Raw genomic sequence first — 20,888 nt, 5'->3', positions numbered from 1 at the left:
TAATAAAACTATTTTTTAGTATATTTGAGCGTCAGAGTAATTTGGCGCTTTTTTATTGGAAGCTTAATCCAGCTATCCGTTGCAATCTTTTTATTGTTTGTCACCCAGAGCGTAGTCGAAGGGGTTTATCTAAACAATAAAAAGGATTTCCACTACTATCTGGGCTAGGAATCTCGAAAGTAAGACACAATGTCACTTATTAAATAAGGCACGACCTTTGACTAAATAAAACGAAAATTTACAACCCATAACTAAAATTTAAAATGGACTACGGAAAAGAATTTAAAAAATTTGCAACCAAAAAACACGGCGTAAACAGTTTATATTACGATAAAATCGTAGGTAGCATGACACCTTATATTATTGAAGAACGTCAAATGAATGTTTCCCAACTTGATGTGTTCTCACGATTAATGATGGACAGAATTATCTTCATGGGAACCGGAGTTGACGATTATATGGCCAACATCATTCAAGCACAGTTATTATTTCTAGAAAGTGTAGATTCTTCAAAAGATATCCAAATTTACATCAATTCTCCAGGCGGAAGCGTTTACGCAGGATTGGGAATTTACGACACCATGCAATACATCAAACCAGACGTAGCCACAATTTGTACCGGAATGGCAGCTTCAATGGGCGCTGTTTTATTATGCGCTGGTGCTGCTGGAAAACGTTCGGCATTACCCCATTCAAGAGTGATGATTCACCAACCATCAGGAGGCGCTTCTGGAGTTGCAACTGATATGGAAATCAACTTGAGAGAAATGTTAAAACTGAAAGACGAGTTGTACCAAATTATCGCACACCATTCAGGACAAACATTTGATAAAGTGCACAAAGATTCAGAACGCGATTACTGGATGATTGCTGACGAAGCCAAAGAATACGGAATGATTGATGAAGTTTTAAGAAGATAAATAATTCAAAGTTTCAAGTTTTAAGTTTCAGGTTATCCAACTTGAAACTTAAAACTTGAAACCTGAAACAAAAAAAAATGGCAAAACAAGTTTTAGAATGTTCCTTTTGTGGACGAAAAAAACCAGAAACTAACCTATTGATTGCTGGTGTAAATGCGCATGTTTGCGACAGATGTATCGAGCAAGCACACGGAATCGTACTGGAAGAATTGAAATCTTCAAGCGGAACTGCAAGTTTAAAATCAAATAGTGATTTGATTTTAAAAAAACCAAAAGAAATCCGCGCGTTCCTTGATCAGTATGTTATTGGTCAGGATCAAACCAAAAAAGTAATGTCTGTTGCAGTCTACAATCATTACAAAAGATTAATGCAACTGCAACACGAAGAAGATATTGAGATTGAAAAATCAAACATAATCATGGTTGGACAAACCGGAACGGGAAAAACATTGGTGGCTAAAACCATCGCAAAAATGTTAGAAGTACCTTTAGCAATTGTTGACGCGACAGTTTTAACTGAAGCGGGTTATGTGGGTGAAGATGTAGAAAGTATTTTAACGCGATTATTACAAGCTGCCGATTATGATTTGGCAAAAGCGGAAAGAGGAATCGTTTTCATTGACGAAATTGATAAAATTGCTCGAAAAAGTGATAATCCATCTATAACTCGTGATGTTTCTGGTGAAGGAGTGCAACAAGCGCTTCTAAAATTATTAGAAGGAACCGTTGTAAATGTTCCACCAAAAGGCGGAAGAAAACATCCAGACCAGAAATTCATTGAAGTCAATACCAAAGACATTTTATTTATCGCTGGTGGCGCTTTTGATGGTATTGAAAGAATAATATCTAAAAGATTAAACCGTCAAGCGATTGGGTATTCCACTTCGCAAAATGCGGAAGGAATTGACAAAAACAATTTATTACAATATATAATTCCAAAAGACATTAAAGATTTTGGATTAATTCCGGAAATTATTGGTCGCCTTCCTGTTTTAACACATATGGATCCTTTGGATGCGGAAACGCTTCGCGCCATTTTGACCGTACCAAAAAATGCCTTAATCAAACAATACCAAAAGCTGTTCGGAATGGATGATGTGAAATTCACAATTTCTAATGAAGCATTGGATTATATTGTAGAAAAAGCGTTGGAATACAAATTAGGCGCCCGAGGTTTACGTTCGCTATGCGAGGCAATCTTAACCGATGCGATGTATGATTTACCAAGTTCCGACGAAAAAGAATTGCATGTCGATTTAGAATATACACAAGACGCATTGAGTAAAAATTTGCTGAAACGATTAGAATTAGCATCATAAAAAAATTCCCTCAGTTGAGGGAATTTTTTTTACTTTTATTTTACCAAACTACCACCGCTTTCTACTTTTTCAGTATTTATGGTTGTATTTTCTTTATCAATTTTTAGGTTTCCAAAATTATAGGTTAACGAAATTCTAAAGGTTCTTGAATCGTCCTTTTTGTAAAATTTTGTTTGTAGGTTAGTTGACGAAATCAACGCATTGATTTCGTTTTGATTGAAAACATCAAAAGCATGTACGCCAACTTTTAGCTTTTTGTTCCAAAAATCCTTGTTAAACGAAATATCAAACTGCTGAATGTCTTTTTTAATTTTGTAGATTTCCCAAACGCCGCCCGCTGGAAGAATAAAGTAATTCATATAACTTTTTATATCCCAAGGCAGCATAATTTGTGCTTGCGCTGCATAATTCCATATTGGTTTAGATTCAAATGAAAAATTATAGCCGTCAGTTACATTTTTGATATAAGTCACATTAAAGAATATATAATTCATTTTATCAATATTGGTCATTCTCTTCTGAAATGCTTCCTTTCCTTTGAAAAAATAATCTAAAGGAATTGGGAAATTAGCATAAGCGGTAAATGTTTTAAAACGATCAAACTGTTGAAAGGTTTGCGTGCTAACCGTTTCTCCAGGCTCTGCGTTGAAAATAAATAAATTATGATCTTGCGCTACGGTGTAATTTGCACCAATTTGAACATATTGAAATGCGCTCATTTTCAATTCAAAATTGTCGTAAAATGATGGATTTAGCAATAAATTTCCAGTTGACGTATTGTATTGATCAAAGTTTCCACCGTTCGGATCAAGGACACTATAACTAGGTTGTGAAATTTTTCTAGAATATGAAGTGCTGATATTTATGTTATCTGTAAACTCATAAAGCGCACTAAAATTGGGAAATAAATTTCTGTTTTTAAAATCGATATTTGTTCTTGTAGCATCCACCATTCCGATTCTATTCACATTAAAATCTTCGTATCGCAAACCAGCCGTAAGATTCAACTTTTTGAATTTCTTACGAACTTCAGTATAAAAAGCCAAATTGGTTTCTTTATAATCAAAGTCGATTACATCCGTCGTTGCCGAATTCAGATTGTAAAATCCTGTATTCTCCACTTTAATCGTATTGAATTTTCCACCCGTATTCAATGAAAGACCTATCTTTTCAAACGGAATAGCAAAATCATATTTCAAATAATAGTTCAGTAAGGCAAAGTTATTTCTAAAGTTATTGAAACTCGACACATTATTCTCCACCGCATTGGTTAACGTATTCGGATCCTGATTGAAGGTATTTGTAAACGCAGTTACATCCAATGTTCTTCCGATAGTATCTAACTTAGTTTTAAACTGCAAACTAATTTCGTGATTACTCGATTTGGTTTTATTAATTCCATCGTTCAAATAATCTGGAATTTCGGAACCTGTAGTTTTTCCATCAAAAACATTTCTGTCGTTAGAGAACGTTGCGTTGTAATTAAATAAAAGATTTGATTTTGAAGTTAATTTGTAATTTGTTCCCAATCTGGCGTATAGATTCCGGTTGGTTGCTACGGTCAACCTATCCTGATTGATGAATTTATCAGGATCAAAAGATGTGAAAGTTTGCCCATTGGTCGAGCGTTGTTCACTATCGATATAATTGTAACCAATCATCGTTTGCCAACTTAGATTCTTTTCTTTTCCATTTAATAAAATTTGCGGACTCGGCTTCTGGTATTTATTGAAATTGTAATTGATATTAAAACTCGCATTGACCCCTTTTAATCTTTTTGAACTCGTAACTAAATTAATGACCGAACCGCTGGCATTAGCATCATAAGCAGCTCCAGGATTGTATACTAATTCTACTTTTTCAATGGCATTTGCTGGAAGTGAAGAAAGGTAATTTTGCAAATCAGTACCCGTTAACGTGCTTGGTGCTCCATCTATATAAATCGTAACGCCTTTACCGTTTAAAGATAATCCGCCGGTTGGAGATGCGATAACTCCGGGTAATTTCTTAACGGCATCATACGCATTTCCAGTACTTAACATCGCGTTGTCCTTAACGGCAATAGTAGTTTTATCGGATTCAATTTTCATAAATTTCCTTTGCTGGGAAATAGTAACTTCTTGAAGTTCGTTGGTTTTCGGTTTCTTAATCGTATCCTGAACGGTTGCGTTAGGAGTTTCTTGAGCAAAAATAGATGTTGCCGCTAAGAATAGTGTAGTAAATAATACTGATTTCATTTTGATTGTGATTGATGATTGTCAAATAAGACTTACATCATAAAAATTTGTTACACCCTAAATGATTTTATTTTACTCTTTTGTAATTCACAATAAAAACGCCACTTATGATTAACGTTGCTGCCAAAATAATTCTATCTGTTAGTACTTCGTCCAAAACCAGCCATCCCAAAAATAAAGCCACGATAACGTTGACATAAGATAAAACAGTGACTTTTGTTGACGGTAATTGAGAAAGCAAATAACTAAAGGCAACATAACCTACTACAGACCCAAATAGTGCCAGATATATCATTGCAACAATACTTCGATTGCTCCAGTTTTCTGTACTGAGATTTGGTGTTAAATAGAATTGAATAAGACATAAAACGACACCAGCGATTAGCATTTGAACACATACGTTCATGAGCATAGTTAGCGAATTAGCGCTGCCTTTCTTGGTAATAATGGTTCCAACTGCCCAAGCTATTATGGCCAGCAAAATAGCAAATATCCCCTGTCGATATTCTGGAATTAATAAATCAGCTATACTGTTTTGATAAATTAAAAAGATGCCAAACATTCCTAACACGATCCCAATAATTGTTTTGACCGATAGTTTTTCGTACCCCAAAATTAAATTCAGCATCAAAACGAAGAAAGGATTTAAGGTAGAAATTAATGAGGCTAATCCGCTTGTAATGTATTTTTCAGCATACGTTGTCAAACCATTAGCAAGCACAATCATTAGAATTGACAATAAAAAAGCTCGTGAAAATTGCCTTGGGTTAATTGTTTCTAATTGCTTCTGGTAGACTAAATAACAAAAAATAAGCAATCCCGAAATTAAGTTTCTTATTCCAGCAAGTATAAATGGTGGAATGGTTTCAACACCAATGCGGATGCCTAAAAATGTGGTTCCCCAAAAGAAGGCTACGCAAAAGAATGCGAGATATAGTTTTGTTTTCAAGCAATTGGTTTATTGTGATTTATGTGCTGAACTGGCGTGTTATCTACGCATCGTCCTCCGCCTTTACCCCCACAAACTCTCCCCGGATGGGACGCGCACGAAGATAATAAACCCACTACTAGAACTGCATAAAATATCTTTTTCATTTGGTTTGTTTTTTAAATTATAAATGCACGTTTGTAATTAAGTTGCGTTTTGATTTTTTTGACTTTTTTCATTGTAAGCTATGTAACCTTGTCGGTTTGCATCTGTTTCAATTGTTCCAGATAATCTCTTTCGTTAGAAAGTCTTGGAATCTTGTGTTGACCGCCAAGTTTGTCATTTTCTTTGAGCCAGTCATAGAATAAATTTTCACGTGCCACATTCACAACCAAACAATTTAGCGTCATATTATTGTACCTTTTGGCCTCGTAATCGGAGTTTACGGATTGCAAATTTTCATCTAATGTCTTTTGAAACAAAGCCATATCTAATGGATGTTTTTTAAATTCTATCATCCATTCGTGTGCGCCTTTTTCTTTTTCTTTCATAAAAATGGGAGCCACAGTATAATCTTTTGTTTCGCAATTTAGGGCGACACACGTTTTGGCTATAGCCGAATCGGTATTTTCAACCATCAGCTCTTCTCCAAAAACATTGATGTAATGTTTGGTTCTTCCGGAAACCCGAATGCGATACGGAGACAACGAAGTAAACCGAACTGTATCCCCAATTAAGTAACGCCAAAGTCCGGCATTTGTAGTAATTACAATAGCGTAATTTTTGAACAGTTCCACATCCGCCAAGCGAACTATCTTTTGATTTTCAGATCCAAAAGTATCCATCGCGATAAATTCGTAAAAGATTCCGTAATCTAACATCAACAACAAATCATTGGAATAATTTAAATCCTGAATGGCAAAAAACCCTTCTGAAGCATTGTAGATTTCGTAATACTTAAAATTTTTCTGCGGTAGTATTTTTTGATATTGTTCTCTATAAGGTTCGAAACTTACGCCACCATGAAAATAAACTTCAAGATTGGGCCAAATTTCATTCAGATTGTCTTTCCCCGTTTCACTCATTATACGATTAAGTAAAACCAACATCCAGGATGGAACTCCGGCAAAACTCGTTACATTTTCATTTTTGGTTTCGTTGATAATCGCCGTAAGTTTAGTTTCCCATTCGTGCATTAACGACACTTTACTACTGGGCGTACTGCTGAACTCTGCCCAAATTGGCATGTTCTCAATCAGAATAGCCGATAAGTCGCCGAAATAGGTATTGTTATTTTCATAAATTTGCGAACTTCCACCAAGACGAAGACTTTTCCCCAGAAACATTTCCGAATTTTCATTGTTATTCAGATACAAACACAACAAATCTTTACTGCCTTTATAATGACAATCTTCAAGTGCTTCCGCACTTACGGGAATAAATTTGCTCTTGGCGTTCGTGGTTCCGCTTGATTTTGCAAACCATTTAATTGGCGTACTCCAAAAAACATTTTGAGCGCCTTTTCGAGTAAGTTCAATCATGGGCTCCAACTCTTCATAAGTAGAAACTGGAACTCGTTCTGCAAAAGTCCTGTAATTTTTTATGCTTCTGAAATCATACTTTTGACCGATAACCGTTTCTTCAGAAGAACGAATTAGGTTCATCATCAGTTCATTCTGGACTTCATTAGGATATTTTAAAAACAGCTCAATCTGATGAATACGCTGTTTCAAAACCCAAGAAGCGATAGAATTTATTAATGGTATTGGCATTTTTGAATTAGGAGTTATGAATTACGAACTAGGAGTTATAACTTTACCAAATATAGCAAATAATCTTAAAGTTAAACTATGACTTACGAAGGTGTATTAACCAAAATGCAAACCGAATTCTCGAATCCGATTCAATATTATCTGGTTTTTGAGTCTAGTTTTTTGAGTTTAAATCAGTTGCTAGGAAAATCAGTAGAAATCATTTTTTTAGGATACCAATGTTTGAATTGCGGTAAAAAGAAAAAAATTTTCCGTCAAGGATTTTGTTACGACTGTTTTATGAGTTCCGCTTCCGCTGGCGATTGGATTATGAGACCCGAGTTAAGCACCGCACATTTAGATATTGAAGACCGCGATTTAGTTTATGAAAAAAAAGTACAATTGCAACCACACATCGTTTATTTAGCATTATCTAGCGAAGTGAAAGTTGGTGTTACACGCGGAACTCAAGTGCCAACACGATGGATTGATCAAGGCGCAATTGAAGCGATTCCAATTATTGAAGTTCCGAATCGTTATTTGGCCGGAATAACAGAAGTTGCCTTGAAAAATCATTACGCAGATAAAACCAATTGGCAAAAAATGTTAAAAAATGATGTGCCAACGGTTGATTTACTAAAAGAAAAAGCGTCTCTTCAACACCTAATTCCAAAAGAAGCTCAAGACTATTTTTATGCTGAAAAGGAAGATTTATGGAAAATCCAATATCCTGTTTTGAATTATCCAACAAAAGTCAGCAGCTTAAATTTAGATAAATCGCCGAATTTTTCCGGAAAATTAATGGGAATCAAAGGACAATATTTACTATTTGAAGATGGCACAGTTTTCAATGTCCGCACTTATGAAGGCTATGTTGTGAAAATTGAAGTGTAGTTTTAGTAGCGTTACTTTTTTTATTTTAACAACCATCCTCCCGCTATCCATTACAATCTTTTTGCAAAGGCAAAAAGGATTTCCATTGCTATCGGGGCTATTTTGGACGATTATCTTTCTTTCAAAAAACTAATATTTCTCGTAAAACCTTCCAATTTTGTGCGCTTAACAGCCGAATTTTTAAAAACTTTTCTAAACGTATCTTCCGTGATTTCTTCCCAATCTTTTTTGGTAAAAGAAAGGATTTCAGAGTTCGGATTAAATAATGGTTCACTATGCGCTTTTGAAAACTTATTCCACGGACAAACATCTTGGCACACATCGCAACCAAACATCCAATCATCCATTTTACCTTTCATTTCCATTGGAATTTTTTCCTTTAATTCAATAGTAAAATAGGAAATGCACTTGCTTCCGTCAACCACATAAGGTGCCACTATAGCTTCAGTTGGACACGCATCCAAACAAGCGGTGCACGTTCCACAATGATCGGTTGTGGCAAAATCGTACTCCAAGTCTAAATCGACAACCAATTCAGCAATAAAATAAAAAGAACCTATTTGCTGCGTTAGTAAATTGCTGTTTTTGCCAATCCAACCCAAACCGCTTTTTGCTGCCCAAGCTTTGTCTAAAACGGGTGCCGAATCTACAAAAGCTCTTCCAGAAACTTCGCCAATTTCGTTTTGAATAGTATGTAAAAGCTCTTTAAGTTTTTCTTTGATTACAAAATGATAATCCTGTCCGTAAGCGTATTTGGAAATTTTATAGCTTTCTGAATTTTGTTTTTCTGAAGGATAATAATTCAGCAAAAGCGAAATCACACTTTTGGCACCATCAACGAGCAACGTTGGATCTAAGCGTTTATCGAAATGATTTTCCATATATTTCAATTCGCCATGATGGTTCTTATTCAACCAATTTTCCAATCGTGGTGCTTCTTCTTCTAAAAATCCAGCTTTGGATATTCCGCATGACAAAAAACCGAGGCGTTTGGCTTCGGATTTTATTAAATTAGTGTATTTTAATTTAGAATTCAGAAGTTAGAAGTTAGAAGTTAGAAGTTACAATAGAGATTACTTTTTGGTCATTCTTGATTTTGTGTTTTTAAGAATAGTAACAAATATTGATGTCAATTCATTTGCTTCTTTTAGTGCTTCTTCAGCAATAGACTTATCAATATATTGCTTATCAATAATTATTTCCAACCAAAACATACTTTCATCCGATTCCTCTAAAACTATATTCATTTTGGAAATAAACTCCTTATCACTTCTTGCTCTTAAAGCTGCTCTGTAATTAGCTCCTACAGAAGTACCTGATTTTGCTAATTGATAAGAAATTATCTTAGTTGAAACTTTGACTGGAAGCAAATCAACTAAATCAATAATTAATAGAGAAAATTTCTTTGTTCTTACTTTTAGATCAAAATCTGCCATATTAATTTTTTAATTTCTGAATTCTAAATTCTAAAAAAGTCCTCCTTGAATATTAATTTTAATTTTCCCCAAATGTTTATAGGCTTTCTCGGTGACTTCTCTTCCGCGTGGCGTTCTAATGATAAATCCTTCTTGAATTAAGAAAGGTTCGTATACTTCTTCAATAGTTTCGCCACTTTCAGAAACGGCTGTTGCCAAAGTTGACAATCCGACTGGTCCACCTTTGAACTTATCGATGATTGTTATTAGGATTTTATTGTCCATTTCATCCAAACCGTGTGCATCAACATGTAATGCTTTCAAAGCGAAACGTGCAATTTCGATATCTATTTTTCCGTTACCTTTTATTTGCGCAAAATCACGAACACGACGTAAAAGTGCATTTGCTATTCGAGGTGTTCCTCTACTTCTACCGGCTATTTCTATCGCAGCTTCCATTGTAATTGGCATTCGCAGAATACTGGCACTACGTTGGACAATGGTAGTTAAAAGTTCGGTGTTATAATATTGTAGTCTACTCTGAATTCCAAAACGAGCACGCATTGGCGCTGTCAATAATCCGGAACGCGTTGTTGCTCCAATTAATGTAAACGGATTCAGATTAATTTGAACTGTTCTCGCATTTGGTCCCGATTCGATCATAATATCGATTTTGAAGTCTTCCATCGCCGAATATAAATATTCTTCCACTATGGGGCTCAAACGATGAATCTCGTCAATGAACAGCACATCTCTCTCTTCTAGATTGGTTAACAAACCTGCTAAATCTCCAGGTTTATCTAAAACTGGTCCGGAAGTAATTTTAATTCCAACGCCTAGTTCGTTAGCCAAAATGTTTGCCAAAGTCGTTTTGCCTAGTCCAGGCGGTCCGTGAAACAAAGTATGATCTAGCGCTTCCTCTCTTTGATTGGCGGCTTCAACGAATACTTTTAAATTTTCTAAAACTTGCTCCTGCCCTGTAAAATCGTCAAAACTTAAAGGCCGTAACTTTTTTTCAAGATCAAGTTCAGAGGAATTAAAATTAGAAGTAGTAGGGTCAAGATTTTCATTCATAATACAAATATATAACAAAGTTAGGCGCAAATAAAAATGCCTTTCGTTACGGAAAGGCATTTGTTATATTTATTAAATCAATTAATGGTGTAATTGTTCTTCACCTGGTTTCATTGGCACATTTTGAGGAACGAAATCTTCATCATGTCCTGGTTTGCTGTAGTCATATGGCCATCTGTGAACGTGAGGAATTTCACCTGGCCAGTTACCGTGCATATGCTCAACAGGCGCCGTCCATTCCAAAGTATTCGATTTCCATGGATTTTGAACTGATCTTTTTCCGTAGAAAATACTACTAAAGAAGTTGTATAAGAATACTAATTGGAAAACTCCACCAACCAATGCAAAGCAAGTAATTATCACGTTCACATTCTGTAAATCATCAAATAATGGGAAGTTTGTATTCGTATAATAACGTCTTGGCAAACCAGCCATACCGATAAAGTGCATTGGGAAAAATACCCCATAAGCACATACAGCGGTTATCCAAAAGTGAATGTATCCTAAATTTTTGTTTAACATTCTTCCGAACATTCTTGGGAACCAGTGATAGATTCCTGCAAACATACCATAAAGAGCAGAAATACCCATTACTAAGTGAAAGTGAGCAATAACAAAATACGTATCGTGAACATTAATATCCAAGGTGCTATCTCCCAAAATAATTCCAGTAAGGCCACCAGTAATGAATGTAGAAACCATTCCGATAGAGAATAACATTGCAGGGTTTAATTGAAGGTTTCCTTTCCATAAAGTAGTAATCCAGTTAAAGGCTTTTACTGCGGATGGAATGGCGATCAATAAGGTAGTAAAGGTAAACACTGAACCTAAGAAAGGATTCATACCCGAAATAAACATATGGTGTCCCCAAACTATGGTAGATAAAAAGGCAATCGCAATTGTAGACATGATCATCGCTCTATATCCGAAAATTGGTTTACGCGCATTTGTGGACAAAACTTCAGAAACAATTCCCATTGCTGGTAATATAACTATATAAACTTCAGGGTGTCCTAAGAACCAAAATAAATGCTCGAACAATACAGGAGAACCGCCTTGGTAATGTAAAACTTCACCCGCGATATAAATATCTGACAAGAAGAAAGAAGTTCCGAAACTTCTATCCATAATCAACATTAATGCTGCTGAAAGTAATACTGGGAATGAGATAACTCCAATAATAGCCGTCACAAAGAACGTCCATATTGTAAGTGGTAGTCTCGTCATTGACATCCCTTTTGTTCTTAAATTAATTATGGTTACGATGTAGTTCAAAGAGCCTAATAATGAGGAAGAGATAAATATAGCCATAGAAACTAGCCAAAGCGTCATTCCTGTTCCAGAACCTGAAATAGCTTGTGGCAGTGCACTTAAAGGTGGATATATTGTCCATCCCGCATTCGCTGGCCCAGCCTCTACAAATAAAGAACTAATCATAACGATACTCGATGTAAAGAAAAGCCAGTAGGAAACCATATTCAAAAATCCTGAGGCCATATCACGGGCACCAATTTGAAGTGGAATTAATAAGTTACTGAACGTTCCACTCAAAGCAGCGGTTAGTACAAAGAATACCATAATGGTTCCGTGAATTGTAACTAAGGACAAATAAATTTCATTTGTCATTACTCCGTTTGGAGCAAATTTGTCACCTAAAAGAACATTAAAAATTTTAAATGATTCTTCAGGCCAAGCAAGCTGCATTCTAAAAAGCATTGACATTCCAACTCCAATAATACCCATGAAGATTCCAGTAATTAAATACTGCTTAGAAATCATCTTGTGATCAATACTAAAGATATATTTAGTAATGAACGTATCTTTATGGTGGTGTTCGTGTTGGTCGTGACCGTGGTCGTGATTGTGAGCTTCTGCTGACATATTGTGTGAACTTTAAATTTTATATATTATTTCATATCTGCTTTAGCAACCAGCGTGCTGTCATTACTTTTTGTAGCACTTGAATCCTTAGTTTGAGCCGACGTTTCTGATGCTTTTGCTTCAGTTGCTGCATTCTTGACTGCTTGTATAATTGTTTTAGGAGCGTTCTCCTTCAACCAAGCTTTATAGTCTTCAGGTGTATCCACAACAATTTTCATTTGCATGTTATAATGCGAAGAACCGCAAATTTTATTACATAATAACAAATAATCAAATGTGTACGGATCAAGAGCTGTTCCGCCTTTTGCAACTATTCCAATACTTTTCTTTGTTCTGATGTCATTAATATTAGCAACTTTTTCAACCATTGCAGGTTTTTCTCTCATCTCAGCAGTTGTTACTGTTGGAATGAATGAAAAATTAGTAACCATTCCAGGAACACAGTTCATTTGCGCTCTAAAGTGAGGCATGTAAGCAGAATGCAATACGTCTTGGGAACGCATTTTGAAAATTACTCTTGTTCCTTTTGGTATATGCAATTCCGAAGAGGTAAAATCATCCTGCGCATTTGGATCTGATAAATCAACTCCTAGTACATTTACACCTTCAATATATCTAACATTAGCTTTTCCTAGAACGTCATCTGCGCCTGAGTACCTAGCTTCCCATTTAAATTGTTGTGCATACAATTCGATAACGATAGCATCTTTTTCTTTTTTCTCATCAACGAACATAATATCTGTCCACGCATATAATCCATAAAGGATTAATACTGCTAGGACAATAGCTGGTATGATACTCCATATAAATTCTAATTTATTACTATCAGAAAAATAAAGAGCCACTTGACCTTGTCTACCTCTGTACTTAAAAGCAAAGTAATGCAACAAAGCCTGCGTAATGGTTTGTACAATGAATATAAGAACCATTGAAATAGCCATCAGATTATCAACTTCTGGACCGTGAGCTGACGCTGAGTCGCTCATTAATGGAAAATGTCCGTAATATACAAGACAATAAATTGTTGTAACATAAATAAACACCAGGAAACCAAACATCAAGTAACCGTTAACTTTGTTATCATTATCACCTGCAATTTGTGTGTCATTAACAAATGCACCCACTTGTGTTAAGTGGAAAATCTTCGTTAACTGCCACAAGGCTACTGCCAATAAAACTACAACTATAAGTACCAAAAGAGTTGTCATTTGTAATTTACTTTAAATATTAATAATGAAAATGTTTACTTTCTTCAATGAACGGGTTTCGTTTTGGGATTAACGGAGCTTTAGTTAAAGCGCTGAAAACAAAGTAAATAAATAACCCTAAGAAAAATAATAATGATGAAATTTCAGGTATTCCAATAAACCATCTGTCCCCGACTGTTGCTGGCATAACCATATTGAAAAAATCAATATAATGTCCAGAAAGTATTACTACTCCTCCCATTACAATAATCCATGGAATACGCTTGAAATCCGTGTTAATTAACAGTAAGATAGGGAAAACAAAGTTCAGGAATACAGCACCCCAGAACGTTATACCATAGTTCTCTATTCTTGTAATGAAATAGGTCACCTCCTCCGGAATATTAGCGTACCAGATTAACATAAATTGAGAGAACCATAAGTAAGTCCAGAACACACTAAAACCAAACATGAACTTAACTAAATCATGAATATGACTCGTATTTACTTCTTCCAGATATCCTTTTGACTTTAAGTAGAGCGTTACTAATGCTATCACTGTAATCGCACTTACAATAAAACTAGCAAAAACATACCAACCGTAAAGTGTACTGAACCAGTGTGGGTCAAATGACATCAACCAATCCCAAGACATAATAGATTCGGATACGATGAAGAATACTAAAAATGCAGCAGACATTTTGAAATTCTTTTTGTAGTTGCTGTTATCACCAGATTCATCCTGTGCCAAACAATTTTTTCTACTAAAGTAACGGTAAAGGTTCCAAACAGTAAGAAAGATAACGGCTCTAATTAACCAAAATGTAGGATTTAAATAACCCGATTTAGCAGTAATTAAACGATCATAATTTGCACTTTTTGGATCTGTTACTCCTTCCGCCATCCATACAAATAAGTGATTTGAATGAAACAAATGTGTTCCAGTAACAAGTAGAATCAAGAAAAATATAATTGACCCCGGTAATAAATAAGCCGATATGGCTTGCATAACTCTGAATAATACAGGAGACCAGCCCGCTTGTGCTACTTGCTGAATAGCATAGAACGCTAAAACACCTAAAGAAATCAACATGAAAAATATACATGCAACATATAGAGCCGCCCACGGTTTATTTTGCAATTGATGAAAAACATGTTCAACATGTTCTGCATGATCATCAGTATGAGCTTCCGAATTGTGTCCGCTTACAGTATCGGAGTGTCCTCCAGCTGCAACCACAATTTCTGATTTTTCTGTTTTAACAAGTGTATCACTAGAAGCTACTAATGAATCTTTTTGATTCATCGCTTTTTCATCATGAACAGCAATTCCTTCATGAGATTCCGCTTTAGCTTCATGTCCAGCTGCTGCTTCATGTCCACCGCCATGATGAGCTTCTTCCTCTTTAAGGATTGTCTCAACATCCTGAATTGTTTTTGGTGCATTTAAAAAACCAAAACCTATACCAAGAATACCGACGAGCATTAAGACAAAAGAAAGGGTTTTTAATTTACTTGAAAATGTATACATATCTATAACAATCTGTTTGTTCTACAATTATAATTTGCTTTTAAGTTCAAGAACATAAGCAGCAATCATCCAACGTTCTGTTTGACTCAATTGATTAGCATAGGATCCCATTGAATTCAAACCGTACGTTTGAACATGGTAAATACTTCCAATTGAAACTTGTCTGTCTGCATAACTTGGAATTCCAAGTAATTTTTCTTGGGTAACCAATTTCCCTTTTCCATTTCCAGCAGTACCGTGACAAATAGCACAATAAATTACAAATAATTCTTCTGCATGTTTCATATCAACGGCTGTAGAATCAAGCGGAGATTTCACTACTGTTTTTGAGAAGTTATATCCTTCAGTTGTATTTGCAATTTCATAAGGAACGAATCCTCTTTTAATTGCACCCGAAGGTGGAAGTTGACCTTCTTTACCTTTTAATCCTGATGGCGAATTGAAAGCTTCCGATTCAGAATAGGTTTCATAAGCTACAGATTCATACATATTAGGCATATATTGGTAATTCGGCTTCAAATCATTTTTACAAGATGATAAGGAAACGATGACACCAAATACAAATGCTATTTTAAATAAACTTTTCATATCTATATTAATGCTTATCAATTACTTTAACTTCTACTGCTCCTGTGCTCATGAAGAATGATACTAAATCATTTTCATTATTGTTAACAGAAACTTCCATTAAGAAATGGTCATCTGTAGTTCTTACATCTGGATTTTCTGCCTGTTTAAAGGGCCATAATCTACTTCTCATATAAAAAGTAATAACCATTAAGTGAGCTGCAAAAAACACAGTCATTTCAAACATTACCGGAACGAATGCCGGCATGTTTTGAATATAACTAAAACTTGGTTTACCACCAACATCTTGTGGCCAATCTTGTATCATAATATAATTCATCATTGTTGTTGCGACAGCTAAACCGATACAACCGTAAATGAATGAACATATAGCCAAACGTGTTGGCTCAAGCCCCATAGCTTTATCCAATCCGTGAACAGGGAAAGGAGTGAAAATTTCTTCAATGTGGTGATGTGCTTTTCTGGTCTGCTTAACAGCATCCATTAAGATGTCATCATCATTGTATATAGCGTGTATAACTTTATTACTACTCATAACAAATACTAATGTTTTTCAGAATGATTATGTTCTTCGTTTTCTCTTGCTTTTTTATAATATTCTCCTGATGATTTCAAGATTGTCTTAACTTCTGCTTGTGCAATCACTGGAAAAGTTCTAGCATACAATAAGAACAAGACAAAGAAGAAGCCAATAGTTCCAATAAATATTCCAATATCAACAAATGTTGGCTGGAACATTGTCCATGACGATGGAAGATAATCTCTGTGTAAAGAAGTTACAATAATTACGAAACGTTCGAACCACATACCAATATTTACTACAATCGAGATTATAAATGAGAACATAATACTAGTTCTCAATTTTTTGAACCACATGAACTGTGGAGAAAATACATTACAAGTCATCATTGACCAATAAGCCCACCAGTAAGGCCCAGTCGCTCTATTTAAGAACGCATATTGTTCGTATTCGACACCTGAATACCATGCTACAAATAGCTCCGTGATATAAGCAACACCCACTATCGAACCTGTAATCATAATTACAATGTTCATAAGTTCAATATGTTGGATTGTTATGTAGGCTTCTAGTTTTGACACCTTTCTCATAATAATAAGCAAGGTATTTACCATTGCAAATCCAGAGAAAACTGCCCCAGCAACGAAGTAAGGTGGAAAAATTGTGGTATGCCATCCAGGAACAATAGAAGTTGCAAAGTCAAAAGATACAATAGTGTGTACAGAAAGTACTAAGGGTGTAGCTAAACCAGCAAGAACCAAAGAAACTTCTTCAAAACGTTGCCAATCTTTTGCTCTTCCGCTCCATCCAAAACTTAGAATCGAATAAATCTTTTTGTTAAACGGAGTAACGGCTCTATCTCTAAGCATAGCAAAATCAGGCAACAATCCAGTCCACCAAAATACTAATGATACGGAAAGATAGGTTGATATTGCAAATACGTCCCAAAGTAAAGGTGAGTTAAAGTTTACCCACAATGAACCAAACTGATTGGGAATAGGTACAACCCAATACGCCAACCAAGGACGCCCCATGTGAATGATTGGAAATAAACCTGCCTGGATTACAGAGAAAATAGTCATAGCTTCCGCAGAACGGTTAATTGCCATTCTCCATCTTTGACGGAATAGTAAGAGTACGGCAGAAATAAGTGTTCCTGCGTGACCAATACCAACCCACCAAACGAAGTTAGTAATATCCCAAGCCCAACCGACAGTTTTATTCAAACCCCATGTTCCAATACCCGTCGAAACGGTGTATACAATACATGTAATTCCCCAAAGGAAAGCTATAAGTGCGATAGAAAATACAGTCCACCACTGTTTATTGGCCCTTCCTTCTACAGGAGCAGCGACATCTACAGTCACATCGTGATATGATTTATCACCTATAACTAATGGTTTTCTAATGGGTGCTTCGTAATGAGACGACATAATTTTATTTCAGATTTAAGATTTCAGATTTCAGATTTTAAAAAATCATTCATTCCTACTTATCTATATTTTACAATTATTTCATTATTTGTTATTGCCATTGACATTTGCCATTGCAATTTATTATGTATTTCTAACTTTAACGTGATAAAACACATTAGGTTTTGTACCCACACTCTCTAACAAGTGGTACATTCTTTTATCTTCTGCTAGTTTTGCAACCTGACTTTCTTTATTGTTTACATCACCAAAAACCATCGCTCCTGTTGAACAAGCAGCAGAACATGCAGTTTGGAATTCATCAAATGCAACTTCTCTTCCTTCGCGTTTAGCAGTTAAAATAGTCAACTGTGTTTTTTGAATACACATTGAACATTTTTCCATTACCCCACGAGAACGAACATTGACATCTGGATTGATCACCATACGACCTAGATCGTCATTCATATGAAAATCAAACTCGTCATTTTGGTTATACAAGAACCAGTTGAAACGACGTACTTTATACGGACAGTTGTTTGCACAATATCTTGTTCCAACACATCTGTTGTACGCCATTTGATTTTGACCTTGACGACCGTGTGAAGTGGCTGCCACAGGACAAACTGTTTCACATGGTGCATGGTTACAATGTTGACACATTACAGGTTGAAAAGCTACTTGTGGATTATCAGCAGGACTTTCCATTTCTCCAAATCCACCTAATGAGCCTTTATCACCAAACAAACCGTTGAAATTACTTTTTTTCTCATTATCACCAGCAAACGTATCTTCTGAAGAATAATATCTGTCAATACGCAACCAGTGCATATCACGACTTCTTCTAATTTCAGATTTTCCAACAACTGGCACGTTATTTTCAGCATGACATGCAATAACACAAGCACCACAACCCGTACAAGCGTTCAAATCAATTGAAAGATTAAAATGATGTCCAACAGAACGATCAAACGACTCCCATAAATCAACTTTTGTTGCTTCAACTTCTTTATGGTCTAAAGAAACCATAGGAGGTGCATTCCATACTTTAGCATCTTGTGTACTAAAAATTGTTAAAGAGGTCTCTTTGATAATATCGCCACGACCCATTAAGGTTTTTTGCGACTGAACACAAGCAAATTCATGCTCTCCGCTTTCTTTTGTAATAGTAGCAGATTGTACATTATTAAAACCTGAATACAACGCATAGGCATTAATACCTACTTGCATCTCTTCTTTTAAATTTGTTTTTTTTCCGTAGCCTAAAGCTAGACCTAAAGTTCCTTTAGCCTGACCAGGTTGAATAATAACTGGAACTTTCTCCAATTTTATCCCGTTTACAGTAAGTGTAACGTAACTTCCGTTAAGACCCCCATTTGCAACAATTTTATTTACTAATCCTAAAGATTTATCTCTAGCATCAGCTTGTGAAATCGTAACATAATTATCCCACGATACTCTTGTAATTGGATCTGGAAACTCTTGCAACCATGGATTATTGGCTTGTTGACCATCACCCAAACCTGTTTTAGTATACAATACTAATTCAAATCCTTTAACTGGCGGAGCTTGAGCCAAAGCACTCGCAGCCGCTGCAAAATTTGACGAACCACCGCTTAACACTGCGGTTGCTCCAACAGCAATACCATCATGAACCGTTTGATTCCATGATCTTCCATTTGAAAACCCTGAAGCGTTTGCTTTCAAGTATTCATAATAATCTCCTTCAATCCCGTTCCATGATAATAATGCCTCTTGGAATTGTTTTGAACTAAATAATGGACGAATTGTAGGTTGCGTCAAAGAATATGTTCCTTTGGTCAACATTAAATCATTCCAAGTCTCCAAATAGTGAGGAGCCGGAACTGCAATAGTTGTGATTGAAGCCGTTTCATCTTCTCTTAAAGAAAACGCAGCTGATAAGTTTACTTTTTTCAATCCACTTACAAAGGCTTTTGAGTCAGCCAAAGTGTACACTGGATTTACGCCACTCATAATTAAAGTATGAACACTTCCTGCATTCATATCCGCAATTAACTGAGCTACTTTTTCGTTAGATCCTTTTCTAATTTGACGTGTTCCCGCAGTTGAAAATGCTTCACTCGTTAAAGCTGAATTGATAGCTAAAACTAATAATTGTGCGTTTTTATCTTGAATTCCAGAAACTAAAAGCCCTTTACTTCCTGAAGCTTTTAATTGTTGTGCGGCTTTCATAATTACATCTTCACTTGCAACATTTCCTGTTGACACTGCCGAACCTGTAATTACGTTATATATTTTAACCAAAGCTAACTTTTGATTAGCAACAGTCATTGGAACACGCTTATCAGCAGCTGCTCCAGATAAAGTCATGTTTGCTTCAAACTGGTAATGTTTTGACATCTTACCTGCCTGAGGAATTCTTCCTTTAGCATAACTAGAATCAAAACCTCCACCCTGCCAATCTCCTAAGAAGTCAGCACCAATAGAAACTATAGTGTTTGCTTTTGAAAAATCGTAATCAACCAAAGCTCTTTCACTATAAACTGTTTCGAAAGCATCTAATGCGGGAGACTCAGAAACAGCATCATAAATCACGTGTTTTGCTGTTGGATTTTTATCTATAAATTCGGCTATAAGTTTCTCGGTAGATGGGCTCGCTAAAGTACCTGTCAACAATACAATTTGACCTCCTTTAGTTTTAGCATCAGCTAAACTAGCTCTAACTTTTAAATCAGCTTCTTGCCACGAGGCCTCTTTTTGAGCAACCTTCGTTATTTTTAAACGCATACTGTCATATAATGACAATACAGAAGCATGAACTCTTGCATTGGCAGCAAATTTTGCTCCAGCAACAGTATTATTTTCTACTTTAATTGGACGACCTTCGCGCGTTTTTACTAATAAATTAGCAAAATCAAATCCATCAAACATAGATGTAGCATAAAAATCAGCCACACCAGGTATTATTTGCTCTGGTTGTAAAACATAAGGTATTGATTTATGCACAGGACCTTCACACGCAGCTAAAGTTGCTGCTGCAGTACTAAATCCAACGTATTTCAAGAAATCACGACGAGTTGTTGATGACGATGATAACGATTCTTTATCAGATAAAAATTCAGCAGTTGGAATTTCCTCTACAAATTCATTATTTCTCAGCGTCTCAACAATAGAGCTATTTTCGTTTAGCTCCTCAACACTTTTCCAGTATTTTTTGTTCGATGACATCGTATATAAATATTAGCTTCT

17 protein-coding genes are annotated in these 20,888 nt (G+C 35.6%); 3 read left to right on the top strand and 14 right to left on the bottom strand.

Features of this window, described 5'->3' with window-relative positions; genetic code table 11:
- Window positions 1-263: 263 nt before the first annotated feature.
- Complete coding sequence (gene clpP / locus PSU83_RS02145) at window positions 264-920, top strand: ATP-dependent Clp endopeptidase proteolytic subunit ClpP (RefSeq protein ID WP_300586206.1); 657 nt, start codon at window positions 264-266, stop codon at window positions 918-920.
- 77 nt (window positions 921-997) lie between these two features.
- Window positions 998-2,239, top strand: a complete 1,242-nt coding sequence (gene clpX / locus PSU83_RS02140) for an ATP-dependent Clp protease ATP-binding subunit ClpX (protein WP_300586205.1) — start codon at window positions 998-1,000, stop codon at window positions 2,237-2,239.
- A gap of 35 nt (window positions 2,240-2,274) precedes the next feature.
- Here the strand turns inward: clpX and PSU83_RS02135 are convergent, their stop codons facing one another.
- The 4 genes from PSU83_RS02135 to PSU83_RS02120 all read right to left on the bottom strand — a co-directional run bounded on the left by PSU83_RS02135 (window position 2,275) and on the right by PSU83_RS02120 (window position 7,176).
- Complete coding sequence (locus tag PSU83_RS02135) at window positions 2,275-4,476, bottom strand: TonB-dependent receptor (RefSeq protein WP_300586204.1); 2,202 nt, start codon at window positions 4,474-4,476, stop codon at window positions 2,275-2,277.
- A gap of 67 nt (window positions 4,477-4,543) precedes the next feature.
- Window positions 4,544-5,425, bottom strand: a complete 882-nt coding sequence (locus tag PSU83_RS02130) for an EamA family transporter (RefSeq protein ID WP_300586202.1) — start codon at window positions 5,423-5,425, stop codon at window positions 4,544-4,546.
- On the bottom strand, window positions 5,422-5,571 hold the full coding sequence (locus tag PSU83_RS02125) for a hypothetical protein (RefSeq protein WP_300586200.1): 150 nt from the start codon (window positions 5,569-5,571) through the stop codon (window positions 5,422-5,424). The genes PSU83_RS02130 and PSU83_RS02125 overlap by 4 nt, the downstream gene beginning before the upstream one ends.
- Before the next feature lie 78 nt (window positions 5,572-5,649).
- Window positions 5,650-7,176: a GH3 auxin-responsive promoter family protein gene (locus PSU83_RS02120; RefSeq protein ID WP_300586199.1), complete on the bottom strand. Its 1,527-nt coding sequence runs from the start codon at window positions 7,174-7,176 to the stop codon at window positions 5,650-5,652.
- 78 nt (window positions 7,177-7,254) lie between these two features.
- On the opposite strand from PSU83_RS02120, the gene PSU83_RS02115 reads away from it, so the two are divergent.
- Window positions 7,255-8,049, top strand: coding sequence for a DUF2797 domain-containing protein (locus PSU83_RS02115; RefSeq protein ID WP_300586198.1), 795 nt, complete (start codon window positions 7,255-7,257; stop codon window positions 8,047-8,049).
- Between the two features lie 110 nt (window positions 8,050-8,159).
- Here PSU83_RS02115 and queG read toward each other — a convergent pair whose 3' ends face one another.
- From queG to PSU83_RS02065, 10 genes are all read right to left on the bottom strand, one after another.
- On the bottom strand, window positions 8,160-9,086 hold the full coding sequence (gene queG, locus PSU83_RS02110) for a tRNA epoxyqueuosine(34) reductase QueG (protein ID WP_300586239.1): 927 nt from the start codon (window positions 9,084-9,086) through the stop codon (window positions 8,160-8,162).
- A 36-nt stretch (window positions 9,087-9,122) separates the two neighbouring features.
- Window positions 9,123-9,485 carry a four helix bundle protein gene (locus PSU83_RS02105; RefSeq protein ID WP_300586196.1) on the bottom strand — a complete coding sequence of 121 codons (363 nt, stop codon included), beginning with the start codon at window positions 9,483-9,485 and terminating at the stop codon, window positions 9,123-9,125.
- Between the two features lie 30 nt (window positions 9,486-9,515).
- Window positions 9,516-10,538 carry a Holliday junction branch migration DNA helicase RuvB gene (gene ruvB, locus PSU83_RS02100; RefSeq protein WP_300586194.1) on the bottom strand — a complete coding sequence of 341 codons (1,023 nt, stop codon included), beginning with the start codon at window positions 10,536-10,538 and terminating at the stop codon, window positions 9,516-9,518.
- Window positions 10,539-10,619: 81 nt separating this feature from the next.
- Complete coding sequence (locus tag PSU83_RS02095) at window positions 10,620-12,419, bottom strand: cbb3-type cytochrome c oxidase subunit I (RefSeq protein ID WP_300586192.1); 1,800 nt, start codon at window positions 12,417-12,419, stop codon at window positions 10,620-10,622.
- A 26-nt stretch (window positions 12,420-12,445) separates the two neighbouring features.
- Window positions 12,446-13,627: a cytochrome c oxidase subunit II gene (locus tag PSU83_RS02090; protein WP_300586190.1), complete on the bottom strand. Its 1,182-nt coding sequence runs from the start codon at window positions 13,625-13,627 to the stop codon at window positions 12,446-12,448.
- Window positions 13,628-13,646: 19 nt separating this feature from the next.
- Entirely contained in the window at window positions 13,647-15,137 is a 1,491-nt protein-coding gene (locus PSU83_RS02085) for a quinol:cytochrome C oxidoreductase (protein ID WP_300586188.1), read from the bottom strand.
- Window positions 15,138-15,164: 27 nt separating this feature from the next.
- Window positions 15,165-15,725 (bottom strand): cytochrome c, encoded by a 561-nt coding sequence (locus PSU83_RS02080; protein ID WP_300586186.1) that lies wholly within the window; start codon window positions 15,723-15,725, stop codon window positions 15,165-15,167.
- A gap of 7 nt (window positions 15,726-15,732) precedes the next feature.
- The gene (locus PSU83_RS02075) at window positions 15,733-16,260 is read right to left on the bottom strand and encodes a DUF3341 domain-containing protein (protein WP_300586184.1); all 528 of its coding nucleotides are present in this window, start codon (window positions 16,258-16,260) and stop codon (window positions 15,733-15,735) included.
- A gap of 8 nt (window positions 16,261-16,268) precedes the next feature.
- Window positions 16,269-17,678 (bottom strand): NrfD/PsrC family molybdoenzyme membrane anchor subunit, encoded by a 1,410-nt coding sequence (gene nrfD, locus PSU83_RS02070; protein WP_300586181.1) that lies wholly within the window; start codon window positions 17,676-17,678, stop codon window positions 16,269-16,271.
- A 123-nt stretch (window positions 17,679-17,801) separates the two neighbouring features.
- Window positions 17,802-20,867, bottom strand: coding sequence for a TAT-variant-translocated molybdopterin oxidoreductase (locus PSU83_RS02065; RefSeq protein ID WP_300586179.1), 3,066 nt, complete (start codon window positions 20,865-20,867; stop codon window positions 17,802-17,804).
- Window positions 20,868-20,888 lie beyond the last annotated feature (21 nt).

The sequence above is a fragment of the Flavobacterium sp. genome (assembly GCF_029945805.1).
Taxonomy (GTDB): domain Bacteria; phylum Bacteroidota; class Bacteroidia; order Flavobacteriales; family Flavobacteriaceae; genus Flavobacterium.
This window is presented reverse-complemented; position numbering and strand designations above follow the sequence as displayed.

What these genes read in the sequence shown, in the direction of transcription:
- clpP (WP_300586206.1), top strand. Translation starts at nt 264, where the DNA reads ATGGACTACGGAAAAGAATTTAAAAAATTTGCAACCAAAAAACACGGC.
- clpX (WP_300586205.1), top strand. Translation starts at nt 998, where the DNA reads ATGGCAAAACAAGTTTTAGAATGTTCCTTTTGTGGACGAAAAAAACCA.
- PSU83_RS02135 (WP_300586204.1), bottom strand. Translation starts at nt 4,476, where the DNA reads ATGAAATCAGTATTATTTACTACACTATTCTTAGCGGCAACATCTATT.
- PSU83_RS02125 (WP_300586200.1), bottom strand. Translation starts at nt 5,571, where the DNA reads ATGAAAAAGATATTTTATGCAGTTCTAGTAGTGGGTTTATTATCTTCG.
- PSU83_RS02120 (WP_300586199.1), bottom strand. Translation starts at nt 7,176, where the DNA reads ATGCCAATACCATTAATAAATTCTATCGCTTCTTGGGTTTTGAAACAG.
- PSU83_RS02115 (WP_300586198.1), top strand. Translation starts at nt 7,255, where the DNA reads ATGACTTACGAAGGTGTATTAACCAAAATGCAAACCGAATTCTCGAAT.
- PSU83_RS02105 (WP_300586196.1), bottom strand. Translation starts at nt 9,485, where the DNA reads ATGGCAGATTTTGATCTAAAAGTAAGAACAAAGAAATTTTCTCTATTA.
- ruvB (WP_300586194.1), bottom strand. Translation starts at nt 10,538, where the DNA reads ATGAATGAAAATCTTGACCCTACTACTTCTAATTTTAATTCCTCTGAA.
- PSU83_RS02095 (WP_300586192.1), bottom strand. Translation starts at nt 12,419, where the DNA reads ATGTCAGCAGAAGCTCACAATCACGACCACGGTCACGACCAACACGAA.
- PSU83_RS02090 (WP_300586190.1), bottom strand. Translation starts at nt 13,627, where the DNA reads ATGACAACTCTTTTGGTACTTATAGTTGTAGTTTTATTGGCAGTAGCC.
- PSU83_RS02085 (WP_300586188.1), bottom strand. Translation starts at nt 15,137, where the DNA reads ATGTATACATTTTCAAGTAAATTAAAAACCCTTTCTTTTGTCTTAATG.
- PSU83_RS02080 (WP_300586186.1), bottom strand. Translation starts at nt 15,725, where the DNA reads ATGAAAAGTTTATTTAAAATAGCATTTGTATTTGGTGTCATCGTTTCC.
- PSU83_RS02075 (WP_300586184.1), bottom strand. Translation starts at nt 16,260, where the DNA reads ATGAGTAGTAATAAAGTTATACACGCTATATACAATGATGATGACATC.
- nrfD (WP_300586181.1), bottom strand. Translation starts at nt 17,678, where the DNA reads ATGTCGTCTCATTACGAAGCACCCATTAGAAAACCATTAGTTATAGGT.
- PSU83_RS02065 (WP_300586179.1), bottom strand. Translation starts at nt 20,867, where the DNA reads ATGTCATCGAACAAAAAATACTGGAAAAGTGTTGAGGAGCTAAACGAA.